The organism is Nocardioides sp. SR21 (genome assembly GCF_022761125.1).
Lineage (GTDB): Bacteria > Actinomycetota > Actinomycetes > Propionibacteriales > Nocardioidaceae > Nocardioides.
In genome coordinates, this window is the sequence record NZ_JAKWJR010000002.1 from 426,865 (window position 1) to 450,995 (window position 24,131).

At 72.1% G+C, this 24,131-nt stretch carries 27 protein-coding genes; 23 read left to right on the forward strand and 4 right to left on the reverse strand.

What is annotated here, in order from left to right; genetic code table 11:
* Positions 1–48: 48 nt before the first annotated feature.
* The 5 genes from MJ604_RS05375 (at position 49) to MJ604_RS05395 (ending at position 7,019) form a co-directional block, all read left to right on the forward strand.
* Entirely contained in the window at positions 49–2,271 is a 2,223-nt protein-coding gene (locus MJ604_RS05375) for a [protein-PII] uridylyltransferase (RefSeq protein WP_243057263.1), read from the forward strand.
* A 107-nt stretch (positions 2,272–2,378) separates the two neighbouring features.
* Positions 2,379–3,953, forward strand: a complete 1,575-nt coding sequence (gene ffh / locus MJ604_RS05380; protein WP_243057264.1) for a signal recognition particle protein — start codon at positions 2,379–2,381, stop codon at positions 3,951–3,953.
* A gap of 115 nt (positions 3,954–4,068) precedes the next feature.
* A complete protein-coding gene (locus tag MJ604_RS05385) occupies positions 4,069–4,431 on the forward strand; it encodes a hypothetical protein (RefSeq protein ID WP_308194110.1) in 363 nt (120 codons plus the stop codon).
* Positions 4,432–4,636: 205 nt separating this feature from the next.
* On the forward strand, positions 4,637–5,863 hold the full coding sequence (locus tag MJ604_RS05390; RefSeq protein ID WP_243057265.1) for an MFS transporter: 1,227 nt from the start codon (positions 4,637–4,639) through the stop codon (positions 5,861–5,863).
* Between the two features lie 79 nt (positions 5,864–5,942).
* Complete coding sequence (locus tag MJ604_RS05395) at positions 5,943–7,019, forward strand: amidohydrolase family protein (RefSeq protein WP_243057266.1); 1,077 nt, start codon at positions 5,943–5,945, stop codon at positions 7,017–7,019.
* Between the two features lie 4 nt (positions 7,020–7,023).
* Here MJ604_RS05395 and MJ604_RS05400 read toward each other — a convergent pair whose 3' ends face one another.
* Genes MJ604_RS05400 through MJ604_RS05410 form a run of 3 tightly spaced genes read right to left on the reverse strand, consistent with a single transcriptional unit; the run spans position 7,024 to position 9,378 of the window.
* Positions 7,024–7,938: a response regulator transcription factor gene (locus MJ604_RS05400; RefSeq protein ID WP_243057267.1), complete on the reverse strand. Its 915-nt coding sequence runs from the start codon at positions 7,936–7,938 to the stop codon at positions 7,024–7,026.
* A 33-nt stretch (positions 7,939–7,971) separates the two neighbouring features.
* Positions 7,972–8,772 carry a VanW family protein gene (locus MJ604_RS05405; RefSeq protein ID WP_243057268.1) on the reverse strand — a complete coding sequence of 267 codons (801 nt, stop codon included), beginning with the start codon at positions 8,770–8,772 and terminating at the stop codon, positions 7,972–7,974.
* 33 nt (positions 8,773–8,805) lie between these two features.
* Complete coding sequence (locus tag MJ604_RS05410; protein WP_243057269.1) at positions 8,806–9,378, reverse strand: hypothetical protein; 573 nt, start codon at positions 9,376–9,378, stop codon at positions 8,806–8,808.
* A 183-nt stretch (positions 9,379–9,561) separates the two neighbouring features.
* Between MJ604_RS05410 and rpsP the strand changes: the two genes are divergently transcribed.
* From rpsP to MJ604_RS05480, 14 genes are all read left to right on the forward strand, one after another.
* On the forward strand, positions 9,562–10,119 hold the full coding sequence (gene rpsP / locus MJ604_RS05415) for a 30S ribosomal protein S16 (protein WP_243057270.1): 558 nt from the start codon (positions 9,562–9,564) through the stop codon (positions 10,117–10,119).
* A gap of 5 nt (positions 10,120–10,124) precedes the next feature.
* Positions 10,125–10,367, forward strand: coding sequence for an RNA-binding protein (locus tag MJ604_RS05420; RefSeq protein WP_243057271.1), 243 nt, complete (start codon positions 10,125–10,127; stop codon positions 10,365–10,367).
* A gap of 115 nt (positions 10,368–10,482) precedes the next feature.
* Positions 10,483–11,031, forward strand: coding sequence for a ribosome maturation factor RimM (gene rimM / locus MJ604_RS05425; RefSeq protein ID WP_243057272.1), 549 nt, complete (start codon positions 10,483–10,485; stop codon positions 11,029–11,031).
* Positions 11,028–12,191 (forward strand): tRNA (guanosine(37)-N1)-methyltransferase TrmD, encoded by a 1,164-nt coding sequence (gene trmD, locus MJ604_RS24155; protein WP_243057273.1) that lies wholly within the window; start codon positions 11,028–11,030, stop codon positions 12,189–12,191. Before rimM ends, trmD begins: the two co-directional genes overlap by 4 nt.
* A 194-nt stretch (positions 12,192–12,385) precedes the next feature.
* Positions 12,386–12,736 (forward strand): 50S ribosomal protein L19, encoded by a 351-nt coding sequence (gene rplS, locus MJ604_RS05435; protein ID WP_243057274.1) that lies wholly within the window; start codon positions 12,386–12,388, stop codon positions 12,734–12,736.
* Positions 12,737–12,772: 36 nt separating this feature from the next.
* On the forward strand, positions 12,773–13,573 hold the full coding sequence (gene lepB, locus MJ604_RS05440; protein ID WP_243057275.1) for a signal peptidase I: 801 nt from the start codon (positions 12,773–12,775) through the stop codon (positions 13,571–13,573).
* A 10-nt stretch (positions 13,574–13,583) separates the two neighbouring features.
* Positions 13,584–14,276 (forward strand): ribonuclease HII, encoded by a 693-nt coding sequence (locus MJ604_RS05445; RefSeq protein ID WP_243057276.1) that lies wholly within the window; start codon positions 13,584–13,586, stop codon positions 14,274–14,276.
* A 10-nt stretch (positions 14,277–14,286) separates the two neighbouring features.
* The gene (gene lepB, locus MJ604_RS05450; RefSeq protein ID WP_243057277.1) at positions 14,287–15,027 is read left to right on the forward strand and encodes a signal peptidase I; all 741 of its coding nucleotides are present in this window, start codon (positions 14,287–14,289) and stop codon (positions 15,025–15,027) included.
* A 23-nt stretch (positions 15,028–15,050) separates the two neighbouring features.
* Positions 15,051–15,359: a DUF2469 domain-containing protein gene (locus MJ604_RS05455; protein ID WP_243057278.1), complete on the forward strand. Its 309-nt coding sequence runs from the start codon at positions 15,051–15,053 to the stop codon at positions 15,357–15,359.
* 101 nt (positions 15,360–15,460) lie between these two features.
* Entirely contained in the window at positions 15,461–15,835 is a 375-nt protein-coding gene (locus MJ604_RS05460; RefSeq protein WP_243057279.1) for a YraN family protein, read from the forward strand.
* Positions 15,835–17,421, forward strand: coding sequence for a YifB family Mg chelatase-like AAA ATPase (locus tag MJ604_RS05465; protein ID WP_243057280.1), 1,587 nt, complete (start codon positions 15,835–15,837; stop codon positions 17,419–17,421). The genes MJ604_RS05460 and MJ604_RS05465 overlap by 1 nt, the downstream gene beginning before the upstream one ends.
* Positions 17,418–18,545, forward strand: coding sequence for a DNA-processing protein DprA (dprA, locus tag MJ604_RS05470; RefSeq protein WP_243057281.1), 1,128 nt, complete (start codon positions 17,418–17,420; stop codon positions 18,543–18,545). The genes MJ604_RS05465 and dprA overlap by 4 nt, the downstream gene beginning before the upstream one ends.
* A 58-nt stretch (positions 18,546–18,603) precedes the next feature.
* Positions 18,604–19,503 (forward strand): tyrosine recombinase XerC, encoded by a 900-nt coding sequence (locus MJ604_RS05475; protein WP_243057390.1) that lies wholly within the window; start codon positions 18,604–18,606, stop codon positions 19,501–19,503.
* Positions 19,496–19,921: a GNAT family N-acetyltransferase gene (locus MJ604_RS05480; RefSeq protein ID WP_243057282.1), complete on the forward strand. Its 426-nt coding sequence runs from the start codon at positions 19,496–19,498 to the stop codon at positions 19,919–19,921. The genes MJ604_RS05475 and MJ604_RS05480 overlap by 8 nt, the downstream gene beginning before the upstream one ends.
* Here the strand turns inward: MJ604_RS05480 and MJ604_RS05485 are convergent.
* Complete coding sequence (locus MJ604_RS05485) at positions 19,805–20,518, reverse strand: M23 family metallopeptidase (protein WP_243057283.1); 714 nt, start codon at positions 20,516–20,518, stop codon at positions 19,805–19,807. The two genes, MJ604_RS05480 and MJ604_RS05485, sit on opposite strands and share 117 nt — an antisense overlap.
* 372 nt (positions 20,519–20,890) lie before the next feature.
* Between MJ604_RS05485 and rpsB the strand changes: the two genes are divergently transcribed.
* The 4 genes from rpsB (at position 20,891) to frr (ending at position 24,119) form a co-directional block, all read left to right on the forward strand.
* Positions 20,891–21,832 carry a 30S ribosomal protein S2 gene (gene rpsB, locus MJ604_RS05490; protein WP_243057284.1) on the forward strand — a complete coding sequence of 314 codons (942 nt, stop codon included), beginning with the start codon at positions 20,891–20,893 and terminating at the stop codon, positions 21,830–21,832.
* A 33-nt stretch (positions 21,833–21,865) separates the two neighbouring features.
* Positions 21,866–22,675 carry a translation elongation factor Ts gene (gene tsf / locus MJ604_RS05495; RefSeq protein WP_243057285.1) on the forward strand — a complete coding sequence of 270 codons (810 nt, stop codon included), beginning with the start codon at positions 21,866–21,868 and terminating at the stop codon, positions 22,673–22,675.
* A gap of 130 nt (positions 22,676–22,805) precedes the next feature.
* Positions 22,806–23,519 carry a UMP kinase gene (pyrH, locus tag MJ604_RS05500; protein ID WP_243057286.1) on the forward strand — a complete coding sequence of 238 codons (714 nt, stop codon included), beginning with the start codon at positions 22,806–22,808 and terminating at the stop codon, positions 23,517–23,519.
* Positions 23,520–23,564: 45 nt separating this feature from the next.
* On the forward strand, positions 23,565–24,119 hold the full coding sequence (gene frr, locus MJ604_RS05505) for a ribosome recycling factor (protein ID WP_243057391.1): 555 nt from the start codon (positions 23,565–23,567) through the stop codon (positions 24,117–24,119).
* Positions 24,120–24,131: the final 12 nt, after the last annotated feature.

A 24,131-nucleotide genomic window follows, 5' to 3' on the forward strand; every position in this document is an offset into this window, starting at 1 on the left:
GCTCCTCACGCAGGAGCCGGGCCCCGGCGTATCCGGGATCCTTTCCCCATGACCGCCGCCGAGCGCGCCCAGCGCGCGTCCGACGCCGACGAGCTCTGCGCCAAGGCGTACGAGCAGAGCGGGGGACCGGGCTCCGGCGCCGCGCTGGTCGCGGTCGGCGGGTACGGCCGGGGCGAGCTCGCGCCGTACTCCGACCTCGACGTCGTGCTGGTCTCGGCGGAGGGTGTCGACGTGCGGCAGGTGGCCGAGCAGGTCTGGTACCCGCTCTGGGACTCCGGCTCGAAGCTCGACCACTCGGTGCGCACGTTCCCGGAGATGGTCGCCGCGTCCGACGCCGACCTGAAGGTCGCGCTCGGGCTGCTCGACCTGCGGCACCTCGCGGGCGACCCCGCGCTGACACTGCAGCTGCGGACGACGATGCTCGGGCAGTGGCGCCGGAGCGCCCGCGACCGGCTGCCCGCGCTGCACGACCTGGTCCGCAACCGGCACGACCTGGTCGGTGAGCTCGCGCACCTGTCGGTGCCGGACCTCAAGGAGGCCGAGGGCGGGCTCCGCGACGCGACCGTGCTGAAGGCGCTGGTGGCCACCTGGCTCGTGGACGTGCCGCACGTCGAGCTGGAGCGCACCCGGGTCGCCCTGCTCGACCTGCGCGACCAGGTGCAGGACTGTGCCGGTCGCGCCACCGACCGGATCGCCCCGGAGATGTGGGAGCTCCTCGCCGAGCGGCTCGAGCTCGCCGACGCCCGGGCCGCGCAGGTGCAGGTCCGTGAGCTCGGCCGGCGGATGGCGCACCTGTCGCACCTGACGTGGCGCCGGGTCGACGCCGCGCTGGCCCGGCCCGCGGCGTACGAGTCGGCCCGTCGCCCGGGCCTGACGCCGCTCGCGCCGGGCGTGGCGCTCGCCAGCGGCGAGGTGGTCCTCGACGCGCGGGCCCGCCCCGCCGAGGACCCGGCCCTGCTGCTCCGCGCCGCCGCGATCGCGGCCGAGCGCGACGTCGTGCTCGCTCCGGCGACCGCGGCTCGCCTGGTCCGCGAGTGCGCGCCGCTGCCGGTCCCGTGGCCCGACGAGGCCCGCCAGCTGCTGGTCCGGCTGCTCGCCTCCGGTCGCGGCCTGCTGGGCGTGTGGGAGACCCTGGAGGAGACCGGGGCGCTCGACAGCTTCCTGCCGGAGTGGGAACGGGTCCGGCTGCTGCCGCACGCGTCCGCGATCCACCGGTTCACCGTCGACCGGCACGTCGTCGAGACCTGCGTCGAGGCGTCCACGCTGATCCGCGACGTGGCGCGCCCGGACGTGCTGATGGTCGCCGCGCTGCTGCACGACATCGGCAAGGGGGGCCTCGTCTCGCACAGCGTCGCGGGGGAGCCGATCGCTCGCGAGATCGCCGCGCGGATGGGCTTCGCCCCGGACGCCGTCGACCTGATCGCGCGGCTGGTCCGCTGGCACCTGCTGCTGTCCGAGACGGCCACCACGCGAGATCCCGACGACCCGGCGACCGTCGAGCTGGTGTCGTCCCAGGTGGGTGACACCGAGGCGCTCTCGCTGCTGCTCGCGCTCACCGAGGCCGACGCCAAGGCCACCGCGCCCAAGGCCTGGTCGTCCTGGCGCTCGGGCCTGATCCGCGACCTCGCGCGCCGTACGCGCGCCGCGCTCGACTCGGGCGCCGCGCTCCCGCCGATCGTGATCGACGAGCTCGAGATCCCACGCGCCGTACGCCGCCGCGGGTCCGCCTCGATCGAGACCGAGGCCGCCGGCGATGGGACCCGCGTCACGGTGATCGCGCCGGACCGGGTGGGTCTGCTCGCGGACGTGGCCGCGATGTTCGCGATGCAGCGGGTCCCGGTCCGGGCGGCCCGGGCGTGGGCGCAGGAGCAGTACGGCGTCTCCGTGTGGGAGGTCGGCGAGCCCGACCTCGACCCGGCGGTGCTGCGGCAGCGCTTCGAGGCCGTCGTCGACAAGCGCGTCGACGTCGCTCGCCGGCTCACCGGACCGGCTGCGGCGTTGGACCCGTCGGTGGTCGTGCGCCCCGAGGCGTCCGACCAGGCCACCGTGCTCGAGGTGCGCGCGGCCGACCGCCCCGGGGTGCTCTACCAGGTGTGCGCGGCCCTTGCGGGCCTGGACGTGGCGGTGCGCTCCGCGCACGTCGACACGCTCGGGCCCCAGGCGGTCGACGTGTTCTACCTGCAGGAGGCCTCGGCCGGCGTGCTGTCGGACCGCCGCGCGGCCGAGGCGGCGCATGCGGTGCGCGACGCCCTCACTGCGGCGGCGGGCTGATGCGGGTATCGGCTGGCAGGTGCCCCGAAACCCGCGATGTCGGGAGCGCGCGGGACGCCGACTAGGCTGGGACCCGTCTCTGCCGTCATCCAGCACAGGACCACGACTTGTTCGCCACACTCTCCGACCGGCTCGCCGATACCTTCAAGAACCTTCGGGGCAAGGGCCGGCTCTCCGAGGCCGACATCGACGCCACCGCGCGCGAGATCCGGATCGCGCTGCTGGAGGCCGACGTCGCCCTCCCCGTGGTGAAGGAGTTCGTCGCCGCGGTCAAGGAGCGGGCGCGCGGCGAGGAGGTCAGCCAGGCGCTGAACCCCGCCCAGCAGGTCGTGAAGATCGTCAACGAGGAGCTCGTCAACATCCTCGGTGGCGAGACCCGCCGGCTGCGGTACGCCAAGTCCGGCCCGACCGTCATCATGCTCGCCGGCCTCCAGGGTGCCGGCAAGACGACGCTGGCCGCCAAGCTCGCGCTGTGGCTCAAGGAGCAGGGCCGCTCGCCGATGCTCGTCGCCGCCGACCTCCAGCGCCCGAACGCCGTCAACCAGCTCCAGGTGAACGGCGAGCGCGTCGGCGTCACCGTGTTCGCGCCCGAGCCGGGCAACGGCGTCGGCGACCCGGTCGCGGTCTCGCGGGCCGCGATCGAGGAGGCCAAGCGCACCCTCCACGACACCGTCATCGTCGACACCGCCGGCCGCCTCGGCGTGGACGCCGAGCTGATGCAGCAGGCCGCGGACATCCGCGACGCCGTGCAGCCCGACGAGGTGCTGTTCGTCGTCGACGCGATGATCGGCCAGGACGCCGTGATCACCGCCCAGGCGTTCCTCGACGGGGTCGGGTACGACGGCGTCGTACTCACCAAGCTCGACGGTGACGCCCGCGGTGGTGCCGCGCTCTCGATCGCCTCGATCACCGGCAAGCCGGTCATGTTCGCCTCCAACGGCGAGAAGATGACCGACTTCGACCTGTTCCACCCCGACCGCATGGCCTCGCGGATCCTCGACATGGGTGACGTGATGACCCTGATCGAGCAGGCCGAGAAGACCTTCGACGCCGAGCAGGCGGCCAAGGCGGCGGCCAAGCTCACCGGTGAGGGCGGCGAGTTCACCCTCGACGACTTCCTCGAGCAGATGCAGCAGGTCCGCAAGCTCGGCTCGATGTCGAAGATCATGGGGATGCTGCCCGGGATGGGCCAGTTCCGCGACCAGCTCGAGAACTTCGACGAGCGCGAGATCGACCGGATCCAGGCGATCATCCAGTCGATGACGCCGGCCGAGCGGGCCAACCCGAAGATGATCGACGGCTCGCGCCGCGCCCGCATCGCCAAGGGCTCCGGCCGCCAGGTCTCCGACGTCAACCAGCTCGTCGACCGGTTCTTCGAGGCCCGGAAGATGATGCAGAGCTTCGCCAAGGGCGGCGGGATCCCCGGGATGCCGGGCATGCCCGGGATGCCCGGGATGGGTGGCAAGCGGTCCAAGGCCAAGCAGGCGCCCAAGAAGGGCAAGGGCAAGCGCGTCTCGGGCAACCCGGCGAAGGCCGCCCAGCAGGCCGCTGCCCAGAAGGACAAGGCCGCCTCCGCCGGCGCCAACCCGTTCGGCAACCCGGGTGGCGCCGAGCCGGTCGACTACGAGAAGGCCGCCGCCGCGCTCGACCTGCCCAAGGACTTCTCCAAGTTCCTCAAGTGATCAAGCGCCCAGTCGGCCGCGAGCGGGCGGCGTCGGGTGACGAGGTCGAGGCGCACCGGTCGCGGGCTCGCAAGCTCGTCCGCGCGGCTTGCTACCAGTGAGACGAGAAGCAATCGTGACCACTCTCATCGTCGACGCCGCGAACGTCGTCGGCAGCCGCCCCGACGGGTGGTGGAAGGACCGCGCCGGCGCCGCGCGCCGGCTGCACGAGCAGCTGCTCGTCGCGGACCTGCCGTACGACGAGGTGGTCGTCGTGCTCGAAGGTGCGGCCAAGGGCGGCACCAAGGCCGGCCGCGACGGCCACGTCCGCACGGTGCACGCCAAGGGCTCCGGCGACGAGACGATCCTCGAGCAGGCGCGGCTCGCCGCGGCGAAGGGTCGCACCGTGGTGGTCACCGCCGACCGGATGCTCCAGGCCAGGGTCGGGGGAGTCGGCGCCCAGGCGCTCAGCCCGTCCTGGCTGCTCGACCAGCTCTGAGCTGCCCCGGGCCGAGCTCGCGAGGATCGAGACACCCGGATCGGCCCGTTTCCACAGGCTCCGAGGGCCGTTCGGGGTGTCTCGAGGAATCCCGGCTGCGGCCGAGCACCCGCTACGATGGGTGACAGCTCAACAAGTTCAGGGTTTCACGCGTCTTGGAGGTGGGTTCGGCGCGTCGTATCGACGCACCCGAAAGGCCCACCCCGTGTCACCCCTCGCTTCCTACCGGCGACTCTTCGAGCTCGCCGGGCCGGCGTACGTCGCCGTCGCCTTCGTCGCCCGGCTGCCGCTCGCCATGTCCCAGCTCGGCACCCTCCTGCTCGTCTCCGGCGCCACCGGCAGCTACGGCCTCGGCGGGCTCGCCGCCGGTGCGCTGGCGATCGCCAACGCGGTCGGCGCGCCGTTCGCCGGCTCCCTGGCCGACCGGATCGGTCAGCGCCAGGTCGTGCTCGTCCAGTCGCTCGCCGGCGCGGCGTCCCTGACCCTGCTGGTCGCGCTGGTCCACGGCGGTGCCGCCGACGCCGCGGTGGTCGCGGTCGCGGCCCTCGCCGGCCTGACCATGCCGCAGGTCGGCCCGCTGGCCCGTGCGCGCTGGCGCCCGATCACCGGCGGCCAGCGCCGCCTGGTGGACGTCGCGTTCTCGTACGAGGGCGCTGCCGACGAGGCGTCGTTCGCGATCGGCCCGGCGCTGGTCGGCCTCGGCGTCGTGGCGTTCTCCCCGAGCGGCGCGCTGCTGCTCGCCGCCGCGATGCTCGCGGTGTTCGGCACGGCGTTCGCGCTGCACCCGACCGCCCGCACCACGCGTGGCGAGGGCCCGCAGCTCCCGACCGGCCGGCTGTTCTCGCCCGCCCTGGTCGTGCTGATCACCGCCCAGCTGTTGATCGGCGTGCTGTTCGGCGCCACCCAGACCGGCACGACCGTGCTGGCGACCGAGGTGGGTCAGCCCGGTCTCGCCGGCCTCGTGCACGCCACCCTCGGCGTGGGCAGCGCACTCGCCGGCATCGCGACCGCGTTCATCCCCGAGCGGATCGGGCCCGAACGCCGGATCCTGGTCGCGGCCTCGGCCCTGCTCGTCTTCAGCGTGCCGCTGCTCCTCGTCGACGGACTGCCCGCGCTCGTCCTGGTCGTCGGCATCCTCGGCTTCGCCGTGGCGCCGTTCATGATCGGCGTGTTCACGCTGGGGGAGCGGGTCGTGCACCCGAGCCGGGTGGCGACCACGATGACCGTGCTCGCCAGCGCCACCGGTCTCGGCTACGCGCTCGGCTCCGGCGTGGCCGGCCGGCTCGCGGACCAGCACGGCTACACCGCCGCGTTCGCGGTCACGGTGTCCGCCATGGCGATCGCCGTGATCCTGGTCGTGGCCTCGCAGCGGCTGCTGCGCAACGCCCTCGCCGCTGCCAAGCCCGCACCGGAGCTGGTGACCGCCGCCTAGGGTCTCGCAGGCTCGGTCGCGCGGCCTGCTCGACCACCATCATCGAGATCGCTGGCGTGTCTTCGATAACGTCCGGGGCATGGCTGCTGCGCTCCGCTTCTCCGGCCCCGTCCTGCCCGACGGCGAACCCCGCGACCTGTACGTCGTCGACGGCGCGATCACGCTCGAGCCGGTCGCCGGCGCCGAGCGCGCCGTGGACGGCTGGATCGTGCCCGGGCTGGTCGACGCGCACTGCCACCTCGGCCTCGACGACGACGGCGCGATCTCCGACGAGGCGACCGAGGAGCAGGCCGTCCTGGACCGCGACGCCGGTGCGCTGCTGATCCGCGACTGCGGCTCCGCGGCCGACACCGCGTGGGTCCACGAGCGGGAGGACCTGCCGCGGCTGATCCGCGCCGGGCGGCACATCGCGCGCACCAAGCGCTACATCCGCAACTACGCCCACGAGGTGGAGCCCGCCGAGCTCGCGACGTACGTCGCCCAGGAGGCGCAGCGCGGCGACGGCTGGGTGAAGCTGGTGGGCGACTGGATCTCCCGCGAGGACGGCGACCTGCGGCCGTCGTTCCCGCCCGAGGCGTTCGCCGAGGCGATCGCCGCCGCGCACGAGCACGGCGCGAAGGTCACCGCGCACTGCTTCGGCCACGAGGTGCTCACCGGCCTGATCGAGGCCGGCATCGACTGCATCGAGCACGGCACCGGCCTGCAGCTGGACCAGATCGAGGCGATGGCGGCCCGCGACGTCGCGCTGGTGCCCACGGTGATGCAGCTCGACAAGTTCCCCGGCTACGCCGCAGCGGGCCGCGAGAAGTTCCCCGACTACACCTCGACCATGACCGACCTGTACGTCCGGCGCCGCGACACGATCATGGCGGCGTACGACGCCGGGATCGCGCTGTACGCCGGCTCCGACGGCGGCGGCATCAGCCGGCACGGCAACCTGGCCGGCGAGGTGATCGCGATGGTCGCCCTCGGGCTGCCCGCCGAGTACGCGCTCGGGGCGGCTTCCTGGCGGGCCCGTGACTGGCTGGGCTGGAACGCCACGCTCGACGAGGGCGCGCCCGCGGACTTCGTCGTGTACGACGCGAACCCGCTCGAGGACCTGTCGGTCCTGCTCCGTCCCGCGTGCGTGGTGCTGCGCGGGCGGGTCGTGGCCTGAGGCCCTAGACCTCGGGCACGGCCCGGACGAGCTTGACCTTGCCGTCAGACACGTGGAACCAGCGTGGCGTCGGGCCGTCGTCGCCGATCCGCTTGAGCAGGCCGGTCATCACGTAGTTGAACCACTTGCGGTCCTGCTCCGCCGGGCGGTCGGTCCGGGCCTCGGTCTCACCCCGGGTGCGCAGCGCCAGCTGGCGGGCGGTGAGCACGTGCGTGCCCGCGTAGAGCAGGATCTCGATCATCTTGACCTGCTCCGCCGGCACGTCGACGATCCGGTCGTCGACCACGAGCAGATCGCGCGAGGGGTTGATCCGCAGCCCGCGGAACTCGATCCAGCTGCCCACGAAGCGCATGCCCAGGTCGAGCATGCCGTCGCGTCCGTCGAGCCCGTCCTCATCCTCCTCGAGGGAGTCGTCGTCCTCGAAGCCGACGTTCTCGCCGGCCAGGACCTGGCGGACGAACGCCGACCGCTCGGCGTTCTCGGCGGCAGGGGCCCACGCGGCCGCGGTCTCGCTGCTGGTGACCGTCTCGACCGGGCGGCGGGCCACGGCCGCGAGGCGGGCCTGGAGCTCGCGCGGGCGGATCGGCTTGGGGACGTAGTCGTCGGCGCCGGCGTCGAAGCCGGCGAGGATGTCGTGCTCCTGCGAGCGGCTGCTGATGATGACGATGTACATGCCCGTGCCGGTCACCTCGCGGATCCGGCGGGTGACCTCGAGGCCGTTCATGTCGGGCATCGTCACGTCGATGGTCGCGAGCGCGGGGCGGTGCTGGAGGGCCAGCGCGATGCCGTCGGGGCCGTTCGACGCGGAGATCACCGCGAACCCCGCCTGAGCCAGCACGATCTGGAGGAGGTCCACGGTGTCCTGGTCGTCGTCGATGACGAGGGCGACAGGCTTGGCGCTCACCGAGGCTTCAGACACGGGCCGAAGTATCACAGGCCCCACGGGGTCCTGTCAGTTCTTCTGGCGTGTCGGGACGTACCTCACTCGTGCATCGTTGCGCCGCACGAGCTCCTCGCCGAGCGAGGCCCCGGTGTGCCTGTCGATCGTGGTCCGCCAGATCTCGTTGACCCGCCGAACGTCCCCCGACGCGGTGTCCACGAAGCGGTCCTCGCGCGCCTCGACGCGGTACGTCACCGGCGTCATCCGGTCGCTGCGGAGCTCGCCGCGCAGGTGCTGCTCGCCGACGCGGACCCGCAGCTGGTACGTCGCTGCGGTGTCGTTGCGGACGACGAGGTCGACGTAGTTGTAGACGATCGTGCAGCCGACGCCCCACGGCACCACGCGACCGCTGTCGGGGAACAGGTCCAGGCTGTGCTCGGAGCGCTCGACGACCGTGAGCGCCGAGTGCAGGACCAGCCAGTGCAGCAGGTTCGCCAGCTGGCAGATCCCGCCGCCGACACCGGCGCCCACCTCGCCGTCCACGAAGCGGAGTCCGTCGACGTACCCCTTCCGGCGGGTGCAGTTGCCGACCACCCGGTTGAAGGAGAACGTCTCGCCGGGGCGGAGCACTAGGCCGTCGACCCGCGCCGAGGCGAGCCGCAGGTTCGTGACCTTGTTGTGCTGCAGGACCATCGGCACGCCCTCGAGCTCACGCAGCAGCGGAGAGCTGTGGTGCACGAGCCGCTCGGCGAGGTCGGGTTCGCGGGTCGTGGCCCAGTCGGCGCCGGAGCGCAACCAGTGCCAGCGGCGCCTGGCCCGGTGGGCGCGGATCGCGGCGGGCCGCAGCCAGGGGTGTCGTTGCGAGGGAGTCACGTCGCTGGGACGCGCCGGCACGGCTCCCGGTTGTCAGGACTTGGGGCGCACGGCCCAGAGCACGCCGGTCACGATGAGGATCACGAGCCCGACGAGGCCGAGCCCCAGCGGCAGCAGGATCGTCAGCAGGATGCCCGCGATGAAGCTGCCGATCTCGGGCGCCGGCCCGACCAGGACGGTGCCGCCGCCGGTGCAGGTGATCTCGAGCCTGCCCGAGCCGGGGGCGAACCGGGTGTCCCCGACCCAGGAGCCGTCGCGGTCCGACCGCTCCAGCGTGCCGCTGGCCGGCTCCTGCGCGAGCGGCTCGGAGGTCTGGGTGTCGACGACCTCGCAGGACTGATTCATCCCGAGCTCCAGCCACAGCATCCGGTCGCCGTCGGTGCCCACCGTCACGGCGTACGGCCGGTCGTCGGCCGGCACGCGGGCGTCGGTCTCGAAGAACGACGCGAGGACCCAGATGAACAGCACGACGCCGACCACGGCCGCGGCCACGATCAGCCCGCCGCCGAGCACGAACCAGCCCCAGCCCGGCCGCTTCTTCGGCGGCGGCGGTGGCGGGTAGCCCGGCGGGTAGCCTGACGGAGTGCCGTACGGCGGCTGGGTCATGTCCCGACTCTGCCCGATTTTCCCCGTGCGGACGACGTCTGGCAGACTTGGCCGCTGAGTCCTGCGCGCCCGCGACCCTCTATCTCGGTCGCGCAGAGCCCATCGAGGATGCCGACCCGGTGCTTTCCCCACCTGGAGGCGGGATCCTCACCACCCACATATTCCTGAGGAGACACCACAAACGTGGCCGTCAAGATCCGTTTGAAGCGCCTGGGCAAGGTCCGGGTTCCGCAGTACCGCATCGTCGTCGTCGACTCGCGCAAGAAGCGCGACGGTCGCGTCATCGAGGAGATCGGCAAGTACCACCCCAAGGAGGACCCGTCGTACATCGACGTCACCTCTGACCGGGCGCAGTACTGGCTGGGTGTCGGCGCGCAGCCGACCGAGGCCGTCGCCAAGCTCCTGAAGATCACCGGCGACCTGCAGAAGTTCAAGGGCACGTCGGGCCAGGAGGGCACCCTCAAGGTCAAGGAGCCCAAGCGCGACAAGCTCGAGATCTTCAACGAGGCCCTCAAGGACGCCGCGAACGAGCCCAAGGGCGACGCGGTGACCAAGAAGGCCGCCTCGAAGAAGAAGGCCGAGGAGCCCAAGGCGGAGGAGACCCCCGCCGAGGAGCCCAAGGCGGACGAGACCCCCGCCGAGGAGCCCAAGGCCGAGGAGACCCCGGCCGAGGCGCCCGCCGCCGAGGAGGCTCCGGCTGAGGCCGAGGCCACCGAGGACGCCGAGAAGACCGAGGCCTGAGCGACATGCTCGCCGACGCGCTCGAGCACCTGGTGCGTGGCGTCGTCGACCACCCGGACGACGTCCGGGTGCGCGACAAGCAGCTGCGCCGCGGCTCGATCCTCGAGGTCCGGGTCCACCCCGACGACCTCGGCAAGGTGATCGGTCGCAACGGTCGTACGGCCACCGCGTTCCGCACCGTGATCTCCGCCCTGGCGGGTCGCGGCGGCGCGCGGATCGACTTCGTCGACGTCGACCGTCGTAACTGAGCTGACCGCTTGAATGGGTGTCGCCCCTCACGGGGCGGCACCCGTTCGGCTATTTGGAACGGCAACTGGAACGGCAACTGGAACGGCAACTGGAACGGCATCGGAGAGGGAGAGCGTGGAGACCATCGACGTCCTGGTCGGCCGGATCGGCAAGGCCCACGGGCTGCGCGGTGACGTGACGATCAACGTCCGCACCGACGAGCCCGACCGCCGGTTCGCGACGGGTGCCGAGCTGGTCGTGGAGGCGCCGCAGGGATCGGTCACGAAGCTGCGCACGCTCACCGTGGCGAGCACCCGCTGGCACTCCGGCGTGCTGCTCGCGCGCTTCGAGGAGGTCCCCGACCGCACCGCGGCCGAGGCGGCCCGCGGCATCCTGCTGTACGCCACGGTCCCGGCGGACGCCTCGCCCGACGACCCGGACGAGTACTACGACCACCAGCTGATCGGCCTGACGGCGTACGACCTGGACGGCACGGCCATCGGCGAGGTCACCGGCCTGGTGCACGGCGCCCAGGACCTGCTGGCGATCAAGGCGAACGACGGCCGCCCCACGCTGGTGCCGTTCGTGAAGCAGCTCGTGCCCGAGGTCGACGTGCCCGGTGGCCGCGTGGTCGTCGCGGACCGGCCCGGGTTGGTGACGCCGCTCCCGGAGGACGAGTCGTGAGGATCGACGTCGTCACGATCTTCCCCGACTACCTCGCGCCGCTCGAGCTGTCGCTCGCGGGCAAGGCCCGCGAGAAGGGCCTCATCGACATCCGGGTGCACGACCTGCGGCAGTGGGCGCACGACAAGCACCGCACCGTCGACGACACGCCGTACGGCGGCGGCGCCGGCATGGTGATGAAGCCCGAGCCGTGGGGCGAGGCGTTCGACGCGCTGATCTCGACGGGCGCGAACGACGAGCGGCCGACGGTCGTGTTCACCACGCCGTCCGGGCAGCCGTTCAGCCAGGCCGTCGCCCGCGAGCTGGCGACCCGCGAGCGGATCGTGTTCGCCTGCGGGCGCTACGAGGGCATCGACCAGCGGGTGCTCGACGAGGTCGCGACCCGCTGCGAGGTGCGCGAGATCTCCCTCGGCGACTACGTGCTCAACGGGGGAGAGGTCGCCGCGTTGGCGATCACCGAGGCGGTCGTGCGACTGGTCCCGGGCTTCATGGGCAACGCCGAGTCGCTGGTGGAGGAGTCCCACGAGGACGGTCTGCTGGAGTACCCCGTCTACACCAAGCCCGCCTCCTGGCGCGGCCACGAGGTGCCGCCGGTGCTGCTGTCCGGCGACCACGGCGCGATCGCCGGCTGGCGGCGCGACCAGGCGGTACGCCGCACCGCGGAGCGACGGCCCGACCTCGTCCACCCGTCGGTGCTGATCGACGACGTCGACATCCGGCCCGTGCAGGCCGGCGACGCGGGCGAGCTGTTCGTGCTGCAGCGGGCCTGCTGGGTGCAGGAGGAGCACGACAACCCCGGCGTCCGGATCCCGGCGCTGCACGAGACGCTCGACGAGCTGCGCGCCTGGATCGCGCGCGACACCGTGCTGGTGGCCCGCTCGGCCGGGCGGCTGGTCGGCGCGGTCCGCGCCTCGCTCGACGGCGAGTCCTGGGAGGTCGGCCGCCTGATGGTCGCTCCCGACGTGGCCGGCCGCGGGCTCGGCCGCACCCTGCTGGAGCGGATCGAGGCGCTCGCGCCGGCCGAGGCGGCGACGTACGCGCTGTTCACCGGAGCGGGCAGCGCCCGCAACCAGAAGATGTACAAGAAGGCCGGCTACCGCCTCCGCGGGGAGATCGCGCCGGGCGTCGTTCGCATGACGAAGGCGATTCGTCGCCCCTGATCCCGCTGTGGCAGACTTGACCCTCGGTCCAGCCGGCCAAACAAGGATCGCCCCGAGGACACGTCCACGTGGGGTCCGCACCAGTTCCTGCCACAGGGGGAGCTCGGCGCCGCCGGCCACCCAGGCTCGGACCATCCCAACTGAACCAGTTCCCCGTACCGCGGCTGACCTGTGGCACTCGCGAGGAGATGCACATGACCAACGTCATTGCCGAGCTCGGCAACGCCATCAAGCGCGACGACGTCCCGGACTTCCGCGCCGGTGACACCGTCAAGGTCCACGTCAAGGTCGTCGAGGGCAGCCGCTCCCGTGTCCAGGTCTTCCAGGGCGTCGTCATCCGCGTCCACGGCTCGGGCATCGGTCGTACCTTCACCGTTCGCAAGATCTCGTTCGGTGTCGGCGTCGAGCGGACCTTCCCGCTGAACTCCCCGATCTTCGAGCAGATCGAGGTCGTGACCCGCGGTGACGTCCGCCGCGCCAAGCTCTACTACCTCCGCAACCTGCGCGGCAAGAAGGCGAAGATCAAGGAGCGCCGCGAGGTCTGAGAAGGAATTCTCAGACATCGTCGCTAATCTCTGCGAGTGACTTCCGAAGACCGCGACCCGACTTCCGTCGCTGAACCCGACGAGCCGGTGTCGCGGTCTTCGTCTGTCGAGGAGCAGACCACGCCCGCGAAGAAGAAGCACCTGCCGGTCTGGCAGGAGACGATCCTGCTGCTGGCGATCGCGCTGGTGCTGGCGATCGTCATCAAGGCGCTCTTCGTGCAGGCGTTCTACATCCCGTCGCAGTCGATGGAGCCCGGCCTGGTCAAGAACGACCGGATCCTGGTGCAGAAGGTGTCGTACTGGTTCGGCGGCAGCCCCCAGCGCGGCGACGTCGTGGTGTTCAAGGACCCGGGTGGCTGGCTCAACGAGGCGGAGTCCGCCGGGCCGACCGGTGGCGTCGCCACCCTGCTGTCCCGTATCGGGCTCTACCCGTCGGGCGGACACCTCGTGAAGCGCGTCATCGGCGTCGAGGGCGACACGATCGTCTGCTGCGACAAGCAGGGCCGGATCGAGGTGAACGGCGTCCCTCTCAACGAGGAGGACTACGCGCGCCCCGACCGCAAGGGCTGCTACGGCCCGATGCCCGAGGGCGGCAAGTGCGACTGGTCCGTCGGCCCCGTGCCCGACGGCCACGTCTTCGTGATGGGCGACAACCGCAACAACTCCGCCGACTCGACCGTGCACATGTGCGACGGCAAGCTCGAGGACTGCGCCGAGAGCCCGTACGTCGACGTCGACGACGTCGTCGGCAAGGTGTTCGTGCTGCTCTGGCCGAGCGACCGGTTCGGGTTCCTCCACCGTCCCGACACCTTCGCGGACGTCCCCGACGCGTCCTAGGCGATCTCTCGTGAGTGAGCTGCCCCGCGGTGCGACGGTCCGGAAGGATGCCGGGCTCTACGGCTACGAGCGCGCCCTGCGCCGACACGGCATCGAGCCCATCGCCGGCGTCGACGAGGCCGGCCGCGGCGCCTGCGCCGGCCCGCTGGTCGCCGGCGCGGCGATCCTGCCCGCGGGCAAGGCCGGGATCATCCCCGGGCTCGCCGACTCCAAGCTGCTGACCGAGAAGTCCCGCGAGCGCTGCTACGACCAGATCCTCAAGCGCGCGCTCGCCTGGTCGGTCGTGGTCGTCTCCCACGAGGAGTGCGACCGGCTCGGGATGCACGTCGCGAACGTCGAGGCACTACGCCGCGCCGTGGCCCTGCTCGACCTGCCTCCGGCGTACGTGCTGACCGACGGGTTCCCCGTCGACGGGCTCGGCGTCCCGGGCCTGGCGGTCTGGAAGGGCGATCGCGTGGCCGCGTGCATCTCCGCGGCCTCGGTGCTGGCCAAGGTCACCCGGGACCGGATCATGGTCGACCTGGACGCCGAGTGGCCGGCGTACGACTTCAAGACGCACAAGGGCTACATCACCGACGTGCACACCGCGGCGCTCACCGAGCACGGTCCCTCGCCCGTGCACCGGATGCGGTTCGTGAACGTACGGCGCGCCGCGGGCCTCGAGCCGCTCCCGGGCGAACCGGTGGACCCCGTCGCCTCGTAGGCTCACCCGCGTGAGCTCCGAGGACGCGGGCGCGGGCGCGCCCGCCGCGAAGAAGAAGCACCTGCCCATCTGGCAGGAGACGCTGCTGCTGCTGGCGATCGCGCTGGTGCTGGCGATCGTCATCAAGGCGCTCTTCGTGCAGGCGTTCTACATCCCGTCCGAGTCCATGGAGCCCGGGCTGGTCAAGGACGACAAGATCCTGGTGCAGAAGCCGTCGTACTGGTTCGGCGACGGCCCGTCGCGCGGTGACGTCGTCGTGTTCGAGGACCCGGGCGGCTGGCTGCCGCCCGAGGAGGCCGCCACGACCAGCGGGATCCCTCAGCTGCTGTCGAAGATCGGTCTCTACCCGTCCGGCGGGCACCTGGTGAAGCGCGTGATCGGGGTCGCGGGCGACACGATCGTCTGCTGCGACGACGACGGCCGGATCGAGGTGAACGGCGTAGCGCTCGACGAGGAGGACTACGCGCGGCCCGACGAGGCCGGCTGCTACGGGCCGATGCCCGAGGGCGGCGCGTGCGACTGGACCGCCGGACCGGTGCCGGACGGCCACGTCTTCGTGATGGGCGACAACCGCAACCGCTCCGCCGACTCGAGCTTCCATCTCTGCGAGGGCGCGACCGACTGCACCGACGACCCGTACGTCGACGTCGACGGGGTGGTCGGCAAGGTGTTCGTGCTGCTGTGGCCGCGCGAGCGGTTCGGCTTCCTGCACCGTCCCGACACGTTCGAGGACGTGCCGGACGCCTCCTGAGCCAGGGAGATAGAGTCGTCGGTGTGAGCGCGGAGGACCTCGAGAAGTACGAGACCGAGATGGAGCTGACGCTCTACCGGGAGTACCGCGACGTCGTCGGGATCTTCAAGTACGTCGTCGAGACCGACCGCCGGTTCTACCTGTGCAACCAGGTCGACGTGAAGGCGCGCACCGAGGCCGGGGACGTGTTCTTCGAGGTCTCGATGAGCGACGCGTGGGTGTGGGACATGTACCGTCCCGCCCGCTTCGCGAAGAACGTGAAGGTGCTGACGTTCAAGGACGTCAACGTCGAGGAGCTCAGCCCGGCGGAGATCGACCTGCCGAAGGGCTGATCCGGCCCACCTTCCGTCCACAACGGGGCGTCCGACCCGGCGTTCCACAGCCGCCCCGCGCCGGCCCCCTCGGTGTCCACGCGCCCGGCGACGCTGAACGCATGACGAGGACGACGACGGCGGCGATCAAGCAGGCCCTCGGTGCGTACGGCGAGGCACTCGCCGCGCGGCACCTGGTCGAGCAGGGCATGGTCCTGCTCGACCGCAACTGGCGCTGCGAAGCGGGCGAGATCGACCTGGTGCTGCGCGACGGCGACGTGCTCGTCGTGTGCGAGGTGAAGACCCGCAGCAGCGTCCGGTACGGCACGCCGCACGAGGCGGTCACCGACATCAAGGTGGCTCGGCTGCGACGCCTGGCCGCCCGGTGGATCGAGGCCCGCGGGGTCGCCGTCCGCGACATCCGCATCGACATGGTCGGCATCGTCCGGCCGCGGCGCGGCGCCTCGGTCCTCGACCACGTGCGGGGGATCGGCTGATGCCCTTCGCCACCGCCCACACCGTCTCCCTGCACGGCGCCGTCGGTCACCTGATCGACGTGCAGACCGACGTGTCGCCCGGCCAGGTCGGCGTGACCATGGTCGGCCGCGCCGACACCACGATCAACGAGGCACGCGACCGGTGCCGGATGGCGATCATCAACAGCGAGCTGGACTGGCCGGCCACCCGGCGGATCACGATCCTGCTGTCTCCGGCCGACCTGCTGAAGCACGGCACGCACTTCGACCTGGCCGTCGCGGTCTCGGTGCTGGCCGCGGCGGGCACGGTCCCGGCGGCGGCGCTGGAGGGCGTGGCGTTCATCGGGGAGCTCACCCTCGACGGCAACCTCCGCTCGGTCACCGGGGTGCTGCCGATGGTGCTGGCCGCGGCCGAGCGTGGGATCCGCGCTGTGTTCGTGCCCGAGCCGCAGACCCGGGAGGCGGCGATGGTCGCGGACATGAGCGTGATCGGCGTCCGCTCCCTGGGGCAGGTGGTCGCGGTGCTGCGTGACGAGGAGGTCCCCGACGCTCCGCCGGTCGCGCCGACGTCCGGAGCCCGGCTGCTGGCGTGGCGCGGGCAGGAGCGGCTCGACGAGCTCGACCTGGCCGACCTGCTCGGCATCGCGGACGCGCGGTACGCCGTCGAGGTCGCCGCCGCCGGCGGCCACCACCTCCTGCTCTCGGGGCCGAAGGGCTGCGGCAAGACCAGCCTGGTCGAGCGGATCCAGGGGATCCTGCCGGACCTCTCGCGCGACGAGTCCGTCGAGCTGAGCGCGATCCACTCACTGGCCGGGACCCTCGACCCCGAGGCCGGCTTCCCGACCCGGCCACCCTTCTCGGCGCCCCACCACGACGCCAGCAAGGCGAGCCTGATCGGTGGCGGGCTCGGCGCCGTACGCCCCGGTGAGGTCAGCAAGGCGCACACCGGCGTGCTGTTCCTCGACGAGTTCCCGCTGTTCCGGTCCGACGTGATCGAGGCGCTCCGGCAGCCGCTCGAGAACGGCGACGTCACGATCGCGCGCCGCGACGAGTCGGTGACGCTGCCCGCGCGCGGCATGGTGGTGCTGGCTGCGAACCCGTGCCCCTGCGGCGACTACTCCGGGGACGTCCGGATCAACCGGTGCACGTGCCGGGAGGCGCAGCGCCGCGACTACCGCAACAAGGTGACCGGTCCGGTCGCCGACCGGGTCGACATCGTCCGGCACCTGCCGCCGCTGCGGCGCAACGACGGTCTGGCCGACCTCGAGCCGGCCGAGTCCTCGGCCGCGGTGCGCCGCCGGGTCGAGGCGGCGCGGGGGCGGCAGGCGGAGCGGTACGCCGACACCCACTGGCGGCTCAACGGCCACGCCCCGGGCCCGGTGCTGCGCGACCGCTGGCCGCTGACCAAAGCGGGGCAGAAGGCCGTCGACGACCGGCTCTACGACGGCAAGCTCAGCCGCCGCGGCGCGACCCGGGTGCACCGGCTCGCGTGGACCGTCGCCGACCTGCGTGCCCTCGACCAGCCCGGGCTCGACGAGGTGGACACCGCCCTGCGGCTGCGCACCGGTGACCCGCTGCTGCTCTCGATGCTGGAGCGAGCGGGATGAGTGCCGAGCGGCTGGCCCGGGTCGCCCTCTCGGCGATCGGGGAGCCCGGCGACCCACGGCTGCTCGACCTGGTGGCACAGCACGGTGCGGTGGACGTCCACCACCGGCTGGTCGCCGACCACGACGTGGCCGACCTGCAGACCGACCCGGCCGCCCGGCGATCCGCGACCGACCCCGAGAGGACGCTGCACGAGGCCGCGCGGCTCGGGCTGCGGTTCGTGGTGCCGGGCGACGACGAGTGGCCGGGCTCGCTCGACGACCTGGCGGTCGCGGCCCCGCTGCAGCGACGCGGCGGCGTCCCCCTCGGCCTGTGGGTGCGCGGCCCGGTGCGGCTCGACCAGCTGACCGGCTCGGTCGCGGTCGTCGGCTCGCGCTCCGCCACGACGTACGGCGCCGACGTCGCCGCCGAGATCGCGGCCACCGTGGCCGAGGCGGACCGCGCGGTGGTCTCCGGGGCGGCCTTCGGGATCGACCAGGCCGGCCACCGGGGCGCGCTCGCGGGTGGGGGAGTGACGGTCGCGGTGCTCGCCTGCGGCGCGGACCGGGTCTACCCGGCCGCGCACCGCCAGCTGATCGACCACATCGGCGCCCACGGCGCGGTCGTGTCCGAAGCCCTGCCCGGGTGGGCGCCGACCCGGCTCCGCTTCCTCGCCCGCAACCGGCTGATCGCCGCGCTGACCTCCGGCACCGTCGTGGTCGAGGCCGCGGTTCGCAGCGGCGCGCTCAACACCGCGAACTGGGCGACCCGGCTCAACCGGTCGGTCCTCGGGGTTCCCGGCCCGGTCACCAGCGCACCGTCCCAAGGTGTGCACCAGCTGATCCGCTCCGGCGCGGCGACGCTGGTGGCCTCGGGCGCCGACGTGCTCGAAGCCGTCGGCGCCGCGGGCGAGCACCTCGCCTCCGAGCCGCGCGGCCCGGACCGCGCCCGCGACCGGCTCAGCACCCGCCAGCAGCAGGTGCTCGACGCCGTCCCGGTCTCCGCCGCGGTCGTGGCGACCTCGATCGCCCGCACCGCCGGCGTCGGCACCGCCGCGGTGCGGGCTGAGCTGGACCGGCTCGCCGCGCTCGGCCTCGTCCAGCGCGACCAGGACCGGTGGCGGCTCGCCGCGCGGGCTCAGGACTGAGGAGGCTGATGCTTCCTAGACTCGAGTGGTGAGCGACGAGGACGTGCTGCCCGAGCCGATGGCGCGGGTGCTGGGGGAGTACGAGCGGCACCTCGCCGTCGAGCGCGACCTGACCGCGCACACCGTCCGGGCGTACATCTCGGACGTCGGCGGCCTGCTCGACCACGCCGCTCGTCTCGGCTGCACCGACGTCGGCGAGCTCGACCTCAGGACCCTGCGCAGCTGGCTGGCCAAGCAGCAGACCCTGGGCAAGTCGCGCACGACGATCGCCCGCCGGGCGACCGCGGCCCGGGTGTTCACCGCGTGGCTGGCACGCACCGGTCGCGCGCCGACCGACGCCGGCGCCAGCCTCGGCTCACCCAAGGCGCACAAGACGCTGCCGCCGGTGCTGCGCGCCGACGAGGCCAGCGACCTGATCCGGGCCGCGACCGAGCGCGCCGACGACGGCAGCCCGGTGGGGCTGCGCGACGTCGCGATGCTCGAGCTGCTCTACGCCACCGGCATCCGGGTCGGCGAGCTGGTCGGCCTGGACATCGACGACCTGGACCGCGAGCGGAACGTGGTGCGGGTGTTCGGCAAGGGCCGCAAGGAGCGGACCGTGCCGTTCGGACGACCGGCCGCACGCGCGGTCGACTTCTGGCTCAAGCACGCCCGCCCGCTCCTGGTCGTCGACGGCAGCGGGCCGGCGCTGTTCCTCGGTGCTCGCGGCAGGCGGATCGACCAGCGGGCGGTCCGCGAGATGGTGCACCGCCGGATCGCGGACGTGCCCGGTGCCCCGGACATCGGCCCGCACGGACTCCGGCACACCGCGGCCACGCACCTGCTCGAGGGCGGTGCCGACCTCCGGTCGGTCCAGGAGCTGCTCGGTCACGCCTCACTGGCGACCACGCAGCTGTACACCCACGTGACCACCGACCGGCTGCGGCGGGCCTACCAGCAGGCGCACCCGCGTGCGTGAGTACCGCTCCGTCGTCGCCGGCGGCCTGCCCGAGCTCGACCAGCGCCTCTCCGACGAGCTGGACACGTTCAACGCGGCCGCCACGCCCGGGGTCGACGCGGCCCGGGAGCTCACGGTGCAGCTGCTCGACGAGTCCGGTGAGCTCGCCGCCGGCCTCAGCGGGTGGACCTGGGGCGTCGCCGCCGGGATCGGCATGACCTGGGTCCGCGACGACACGCGCGGCGCCGGCCTCGGCTCCCGCCTGCTCGCGTCGTTCGAGGACGAGGCGCGGGCGCGCGGGTGCACGCACGTGTTCGTCACGTCATTCACCTTCCAGGCGCCGGGGTTCTACGAGCGGCACGGCTATCGCGAGATCTTCCGGTGGGACGGCGTCCCGACCCCGGGGGCCGCAGACGTGCATCTGCGCAAGGACCTCTGAGCCGCAGCTCCGGTCGTGCAGGTCCTGGATCGGTGCCCGCCAGCCGGCGTAGGGCATCGCGGTCACTCGCGCGGCGATCGGCTCCGCGCGCCAGAGGGGCAGCAGCCGCACGGGGCCCGCGCCGACCAGGCGCAGTGGGTCGAGGTAGGTCTCGCCGCGGATCCAGCCCCAGTGCAGGCACGAGCGGGGCAGGCAGTGGGACCCGGTGGGGGAGAGCCGCCCGATCCGGTCGCCGGCGCCGACGGACGTGCCGACGGTGACGGTCGCGTCGACCGGCTCGTACGTCGTGCGGGTGTCGCCGTGCGAGACCACGACCACCCCGCGACCGGCGAGCACGCCCGCCCAGGTGACCGTCCCGGGGAGCGCGGCCCGCACCGGCTGGCCGGGGGAGCCCAGCAGGTCGACGCCGCGGTGACCTGCACCCCAGGGGTCTGCGGGCGGGTCGAAGTCGGCCATGACGTCGGGCGCGGGCACCAGCGGCCACACGCCCACGGGATCGGTGTCGGCCGATGCCGGCCGCGGCACCAGCAGCCCCGCGAGGACGGTCAGGAGGACGGCGAGGAGCACGGTGAGGAGGAGGGCGATCCGGGTGGTCATGGGTCGACCCTGTGCCGGTCCGGGGACGATCGGCGGGCACCGCGTCCGGGGCTGTGGACAGCCCGGTCGGAGGGGGCGCCTGTGGATTCGCCGGGGCCCCGGTCGGTGGACTACTCTGGTCGACGCAATCCTTGCGGATTGACTACGCACGCTCGCAGACCGCGACGGGCCCTGGAACTCCGAGGTCCCGACCACCCGTGGGCGCCGATCCTCAGTCCGGCTGGGCAACCAGTCGGTCGGATCGCGCGCGAGCGTCAGGGCGACCGGCACCCGCCGGGAGCAACGAACTGTAAACACCGATGGGTCCCACCCGGTCCGGCCTGGTTCAAGGCAGGACAGCACGGGCGCGGGCTCGAACAACAGGAGATTCACATGGCAGTCGTGACCATGCGCCAGCTTCTCGAGAGCGGCGTGCACTTCGGACACCAGACCCGTCGCTGGAACCCGAAGATGAAGCGCTTCATCATGACCGAGCGCAACGGCATCTACATCATCGACCTGCAGCAGTCGCTGGCCTACATCGACCGCTCGTACGCCTTCGTCAAGGAGACGGTCGCCAAGGGCGGCACGATCATGTTCGTCGGCACGAAGAAGCAGGCCCAGGAGGCCATCGCCGAGCAGGCGACCCGCGTCGGCATGCCGTACGTCAACCAGCGCTGGCTCGGTGGCATGCTCACCAACTTCCAGACGGTGCACCAGCGGATCAACCGCCTCAAGGAGCTCGACGAGATCGACTTCGACGACGTCGCGGGCAGCAGCCGCACCAAGAAGGAGCTGCTGCAGATGCGCCGCGAGCGCGACAAGCTGAACAAGTCGCTCGGCGGTATCCGCGAGATGACCCGGACCCCGTCCGCGGTCTGGATCGTCGACACCAACAAGGAGCACCTCGCCGTCGAGGAGGCGCGCAAGCTGCGCATCCCGATCATCGGCATCCTGGACTCCAACTGCGACCCGGACCTCGTCGACTTCCCGATCCCGGGCAACGACGACGCGATCCGCGCCGTCGGCCTGCTGACCCGCGTGGTCGCCGACGCCGTCGCCGAGGGCCTCATCGCCCGCTCGGGCGCCAAGCCGTCCGAGGGTGCCGAGGCCGTGGGTGCCGAGGAGCCGCTGCCCGAGTGGGAGCGCGAGCTGCTGGGTGGCGAGGCTGAGGCCGCCGCTGTCGAGGCGACCGGTGGCGACGCCACCGCCGACGCCCCGGCCGCCGAGGCCACCGGTGCCTCCACCGAGGCCGCTGAGGCCGCCGAGGCCACCGAGGCCGCTGAGGCCCCCGAGGCCCCCGAGGCGACCCCGGCCGCCGACGCCCAGGCCTGACCCGCACACCGACGTACCTGAGAAGGAACCCACATGGCTTACACCGCAGCCGACGTCAAGAAGCTCCGTGAGCTGACCCAGGCCGGCATGATGGACTGCAAGAAGGCGCTCGACGAGTCCGACGGCGACTTCGACAAGGCCGTCGAGCTGCTCCGCGTGAAGGGTGCGGCCAAGGCCGCCGCCCGGGCCGCGGAGCGCGAGGCCTCGGCCGGTCTGGTCGCCGCTTCCGGCAACGCCCTGATCAGCCTCAAGGCCGAGACGGACTTCGTCGCGAAGAACGACGCGTTCATCGCCGCCGCCCAGCAGATCGCGGACGCCGCCGACGCCAACAAGACCGGCGACGCCGAGGCGCTCAAGGCCGTCTCGCTCGGCGACAAGACGGTCGGCGAGACCGTCGAGGAGCTCGCCCGGACCATCGGCGAGAAGATCGAGCTCGGCGAGGTCGCCTACTTCGAGGGCAGCACCACGGTGTACCTCCACAAGAAGGCGTCCGACCTGCCCCCGACCCTCGGCGTGCTCGTCGAGTTCGAGGGTGACGAGGCCGCCGCGAAGCAGGCTGCCCAGCAGGCCGCCGCGCTGAAGGCCCAGTTCCTCACCAGCGACCAGGTCCCGGCCGACGTCGTCGAGGCCGAGAAGGACGTGCTGACCAAGAAGACGCTCGAGGAGGGCAAGCCCGAGGCTGCCGTCGCGAAGATCGTCGAGGGTCGCATCAACGCGTTCTTCAAGGAGATCGTCCTGCTCGACCAGGAGTCGGTCTTCGAGGCCAAGAAGTCGGTCAAGCAGGTCCTGGACGCCGCCAACACCTCCGTGACGCGGTTCGCCCGTTTCGAGGTCGGCGCCTGAGCAGCTAGGTTCTAGCCAGACCACACGAGGAGGCCGGTGCGATGACAGAGACCCTGATCATCGGACCGGCCTTCTCGCATGTCCGCACGCAGCTCGACCCCCACATCCAGGACGTACGAAGGAGCCGCCCGTGACCGGTTACAAGCGAGTTCTGCTCAAGCTCTCCGGAGAGGTGTTCGGTGGCGGCAAGGTCGGCGTCGACCCCGATGTCGTCCAGACCGTGGCGCGGGAGATCGCGGCGGTCGCCAACGCCGGTGTGCAGATCGCGGTCGTGACCGGCGGTGGCAACTTCTTCCGCGGCGCCGAGCTCCAGCAGCGCGGCATGGACCGGGTCCGTGCCGACTACATGGGCATGCTCGGCATCGTCATGAACTGCCTGGCCCTGCAGGACTTCCTCGAGAAGCTGGGCGTGGAGACGCGGGTGCAGACCGCGATCACCATGGGCCAGGTCGCCGAGCCGTACATCCCGCGCCGTGCCATCCGGCACATGGAGAAGGGACGCGTCGTGATCTTCGGCGCCGGCATGGGCATGCCGTTCTTCTCCACCGACACCGTCGCCGTCCAGCGCGCGCTGGAGAGCAAGTGCGACGTGGTCCTGGTGGCCAAGAGCGGTGTCGACGGCGTCTACACCGCGGACCCGCACCTCGACCCGACCGCCACGAAGTTCGACGAGCTGACGTACGGCGAGGCGATCTCGCGCGGGCTGCGGATCATGGACCAGACTGCGTTCGCGCTGTGCGGCGAGAACAAGCTGCCCATGGTCGTCTTCGGCATGGAGCCCGAGGGCAACATCCTGCGGGTCGTGCAGGGTGAGAAGATTGGCACGCTCGTCAGCGCCGGCTGACCGGCGCACGAGCCCCCACCAGCAACGCACCAAGGAGCACCCGTGATCAACGACATCCTCCACGAGGCCGACGGCAAGATGGACAAGTCGGTCGAGGCGACTCGCGAGGAGTTCGCGGCGATCCGTGCCGGTCGGGCCCAGCCGAGCATGTTCAACAAGATCGTCGTCGAGTACTACGGCACCCCGACGCCGCTGCAGCAGCTCGCGTCGTTCACCTCCCCGGAGGCCCGCATCATCCTGATCGCGCCGTACGACATCGGTGCGATCGGCAACATCGAGCGCGCGATCCGCGACTCCGACCTCGGCGTGAACCCCTCCAACGACGGCAAGACGCTGCGCTGCGTGTTCCCCGAGCTCACCGAGGAGCGCCGCAAGGAGTACATCAAGATCGCGAAGGCCAAGGCCGAGGACGGCCGCGTCGCGGTGCGCAACCTGCGCCGTACGGCCAAGCAGAACCTCGAGAAGCTCGAGAAGGACGGCGAGGTCGGCAAGGACGACGTCACCGGTGCCGAGAAGCGCCTCGACGGCATGACCAAGAAGCACACCGACGCCATCGACGAGATGCTGAAGCACAAGGAGTCCGAGCTGCTCGAGGTCTGAGCACCGGAAAAC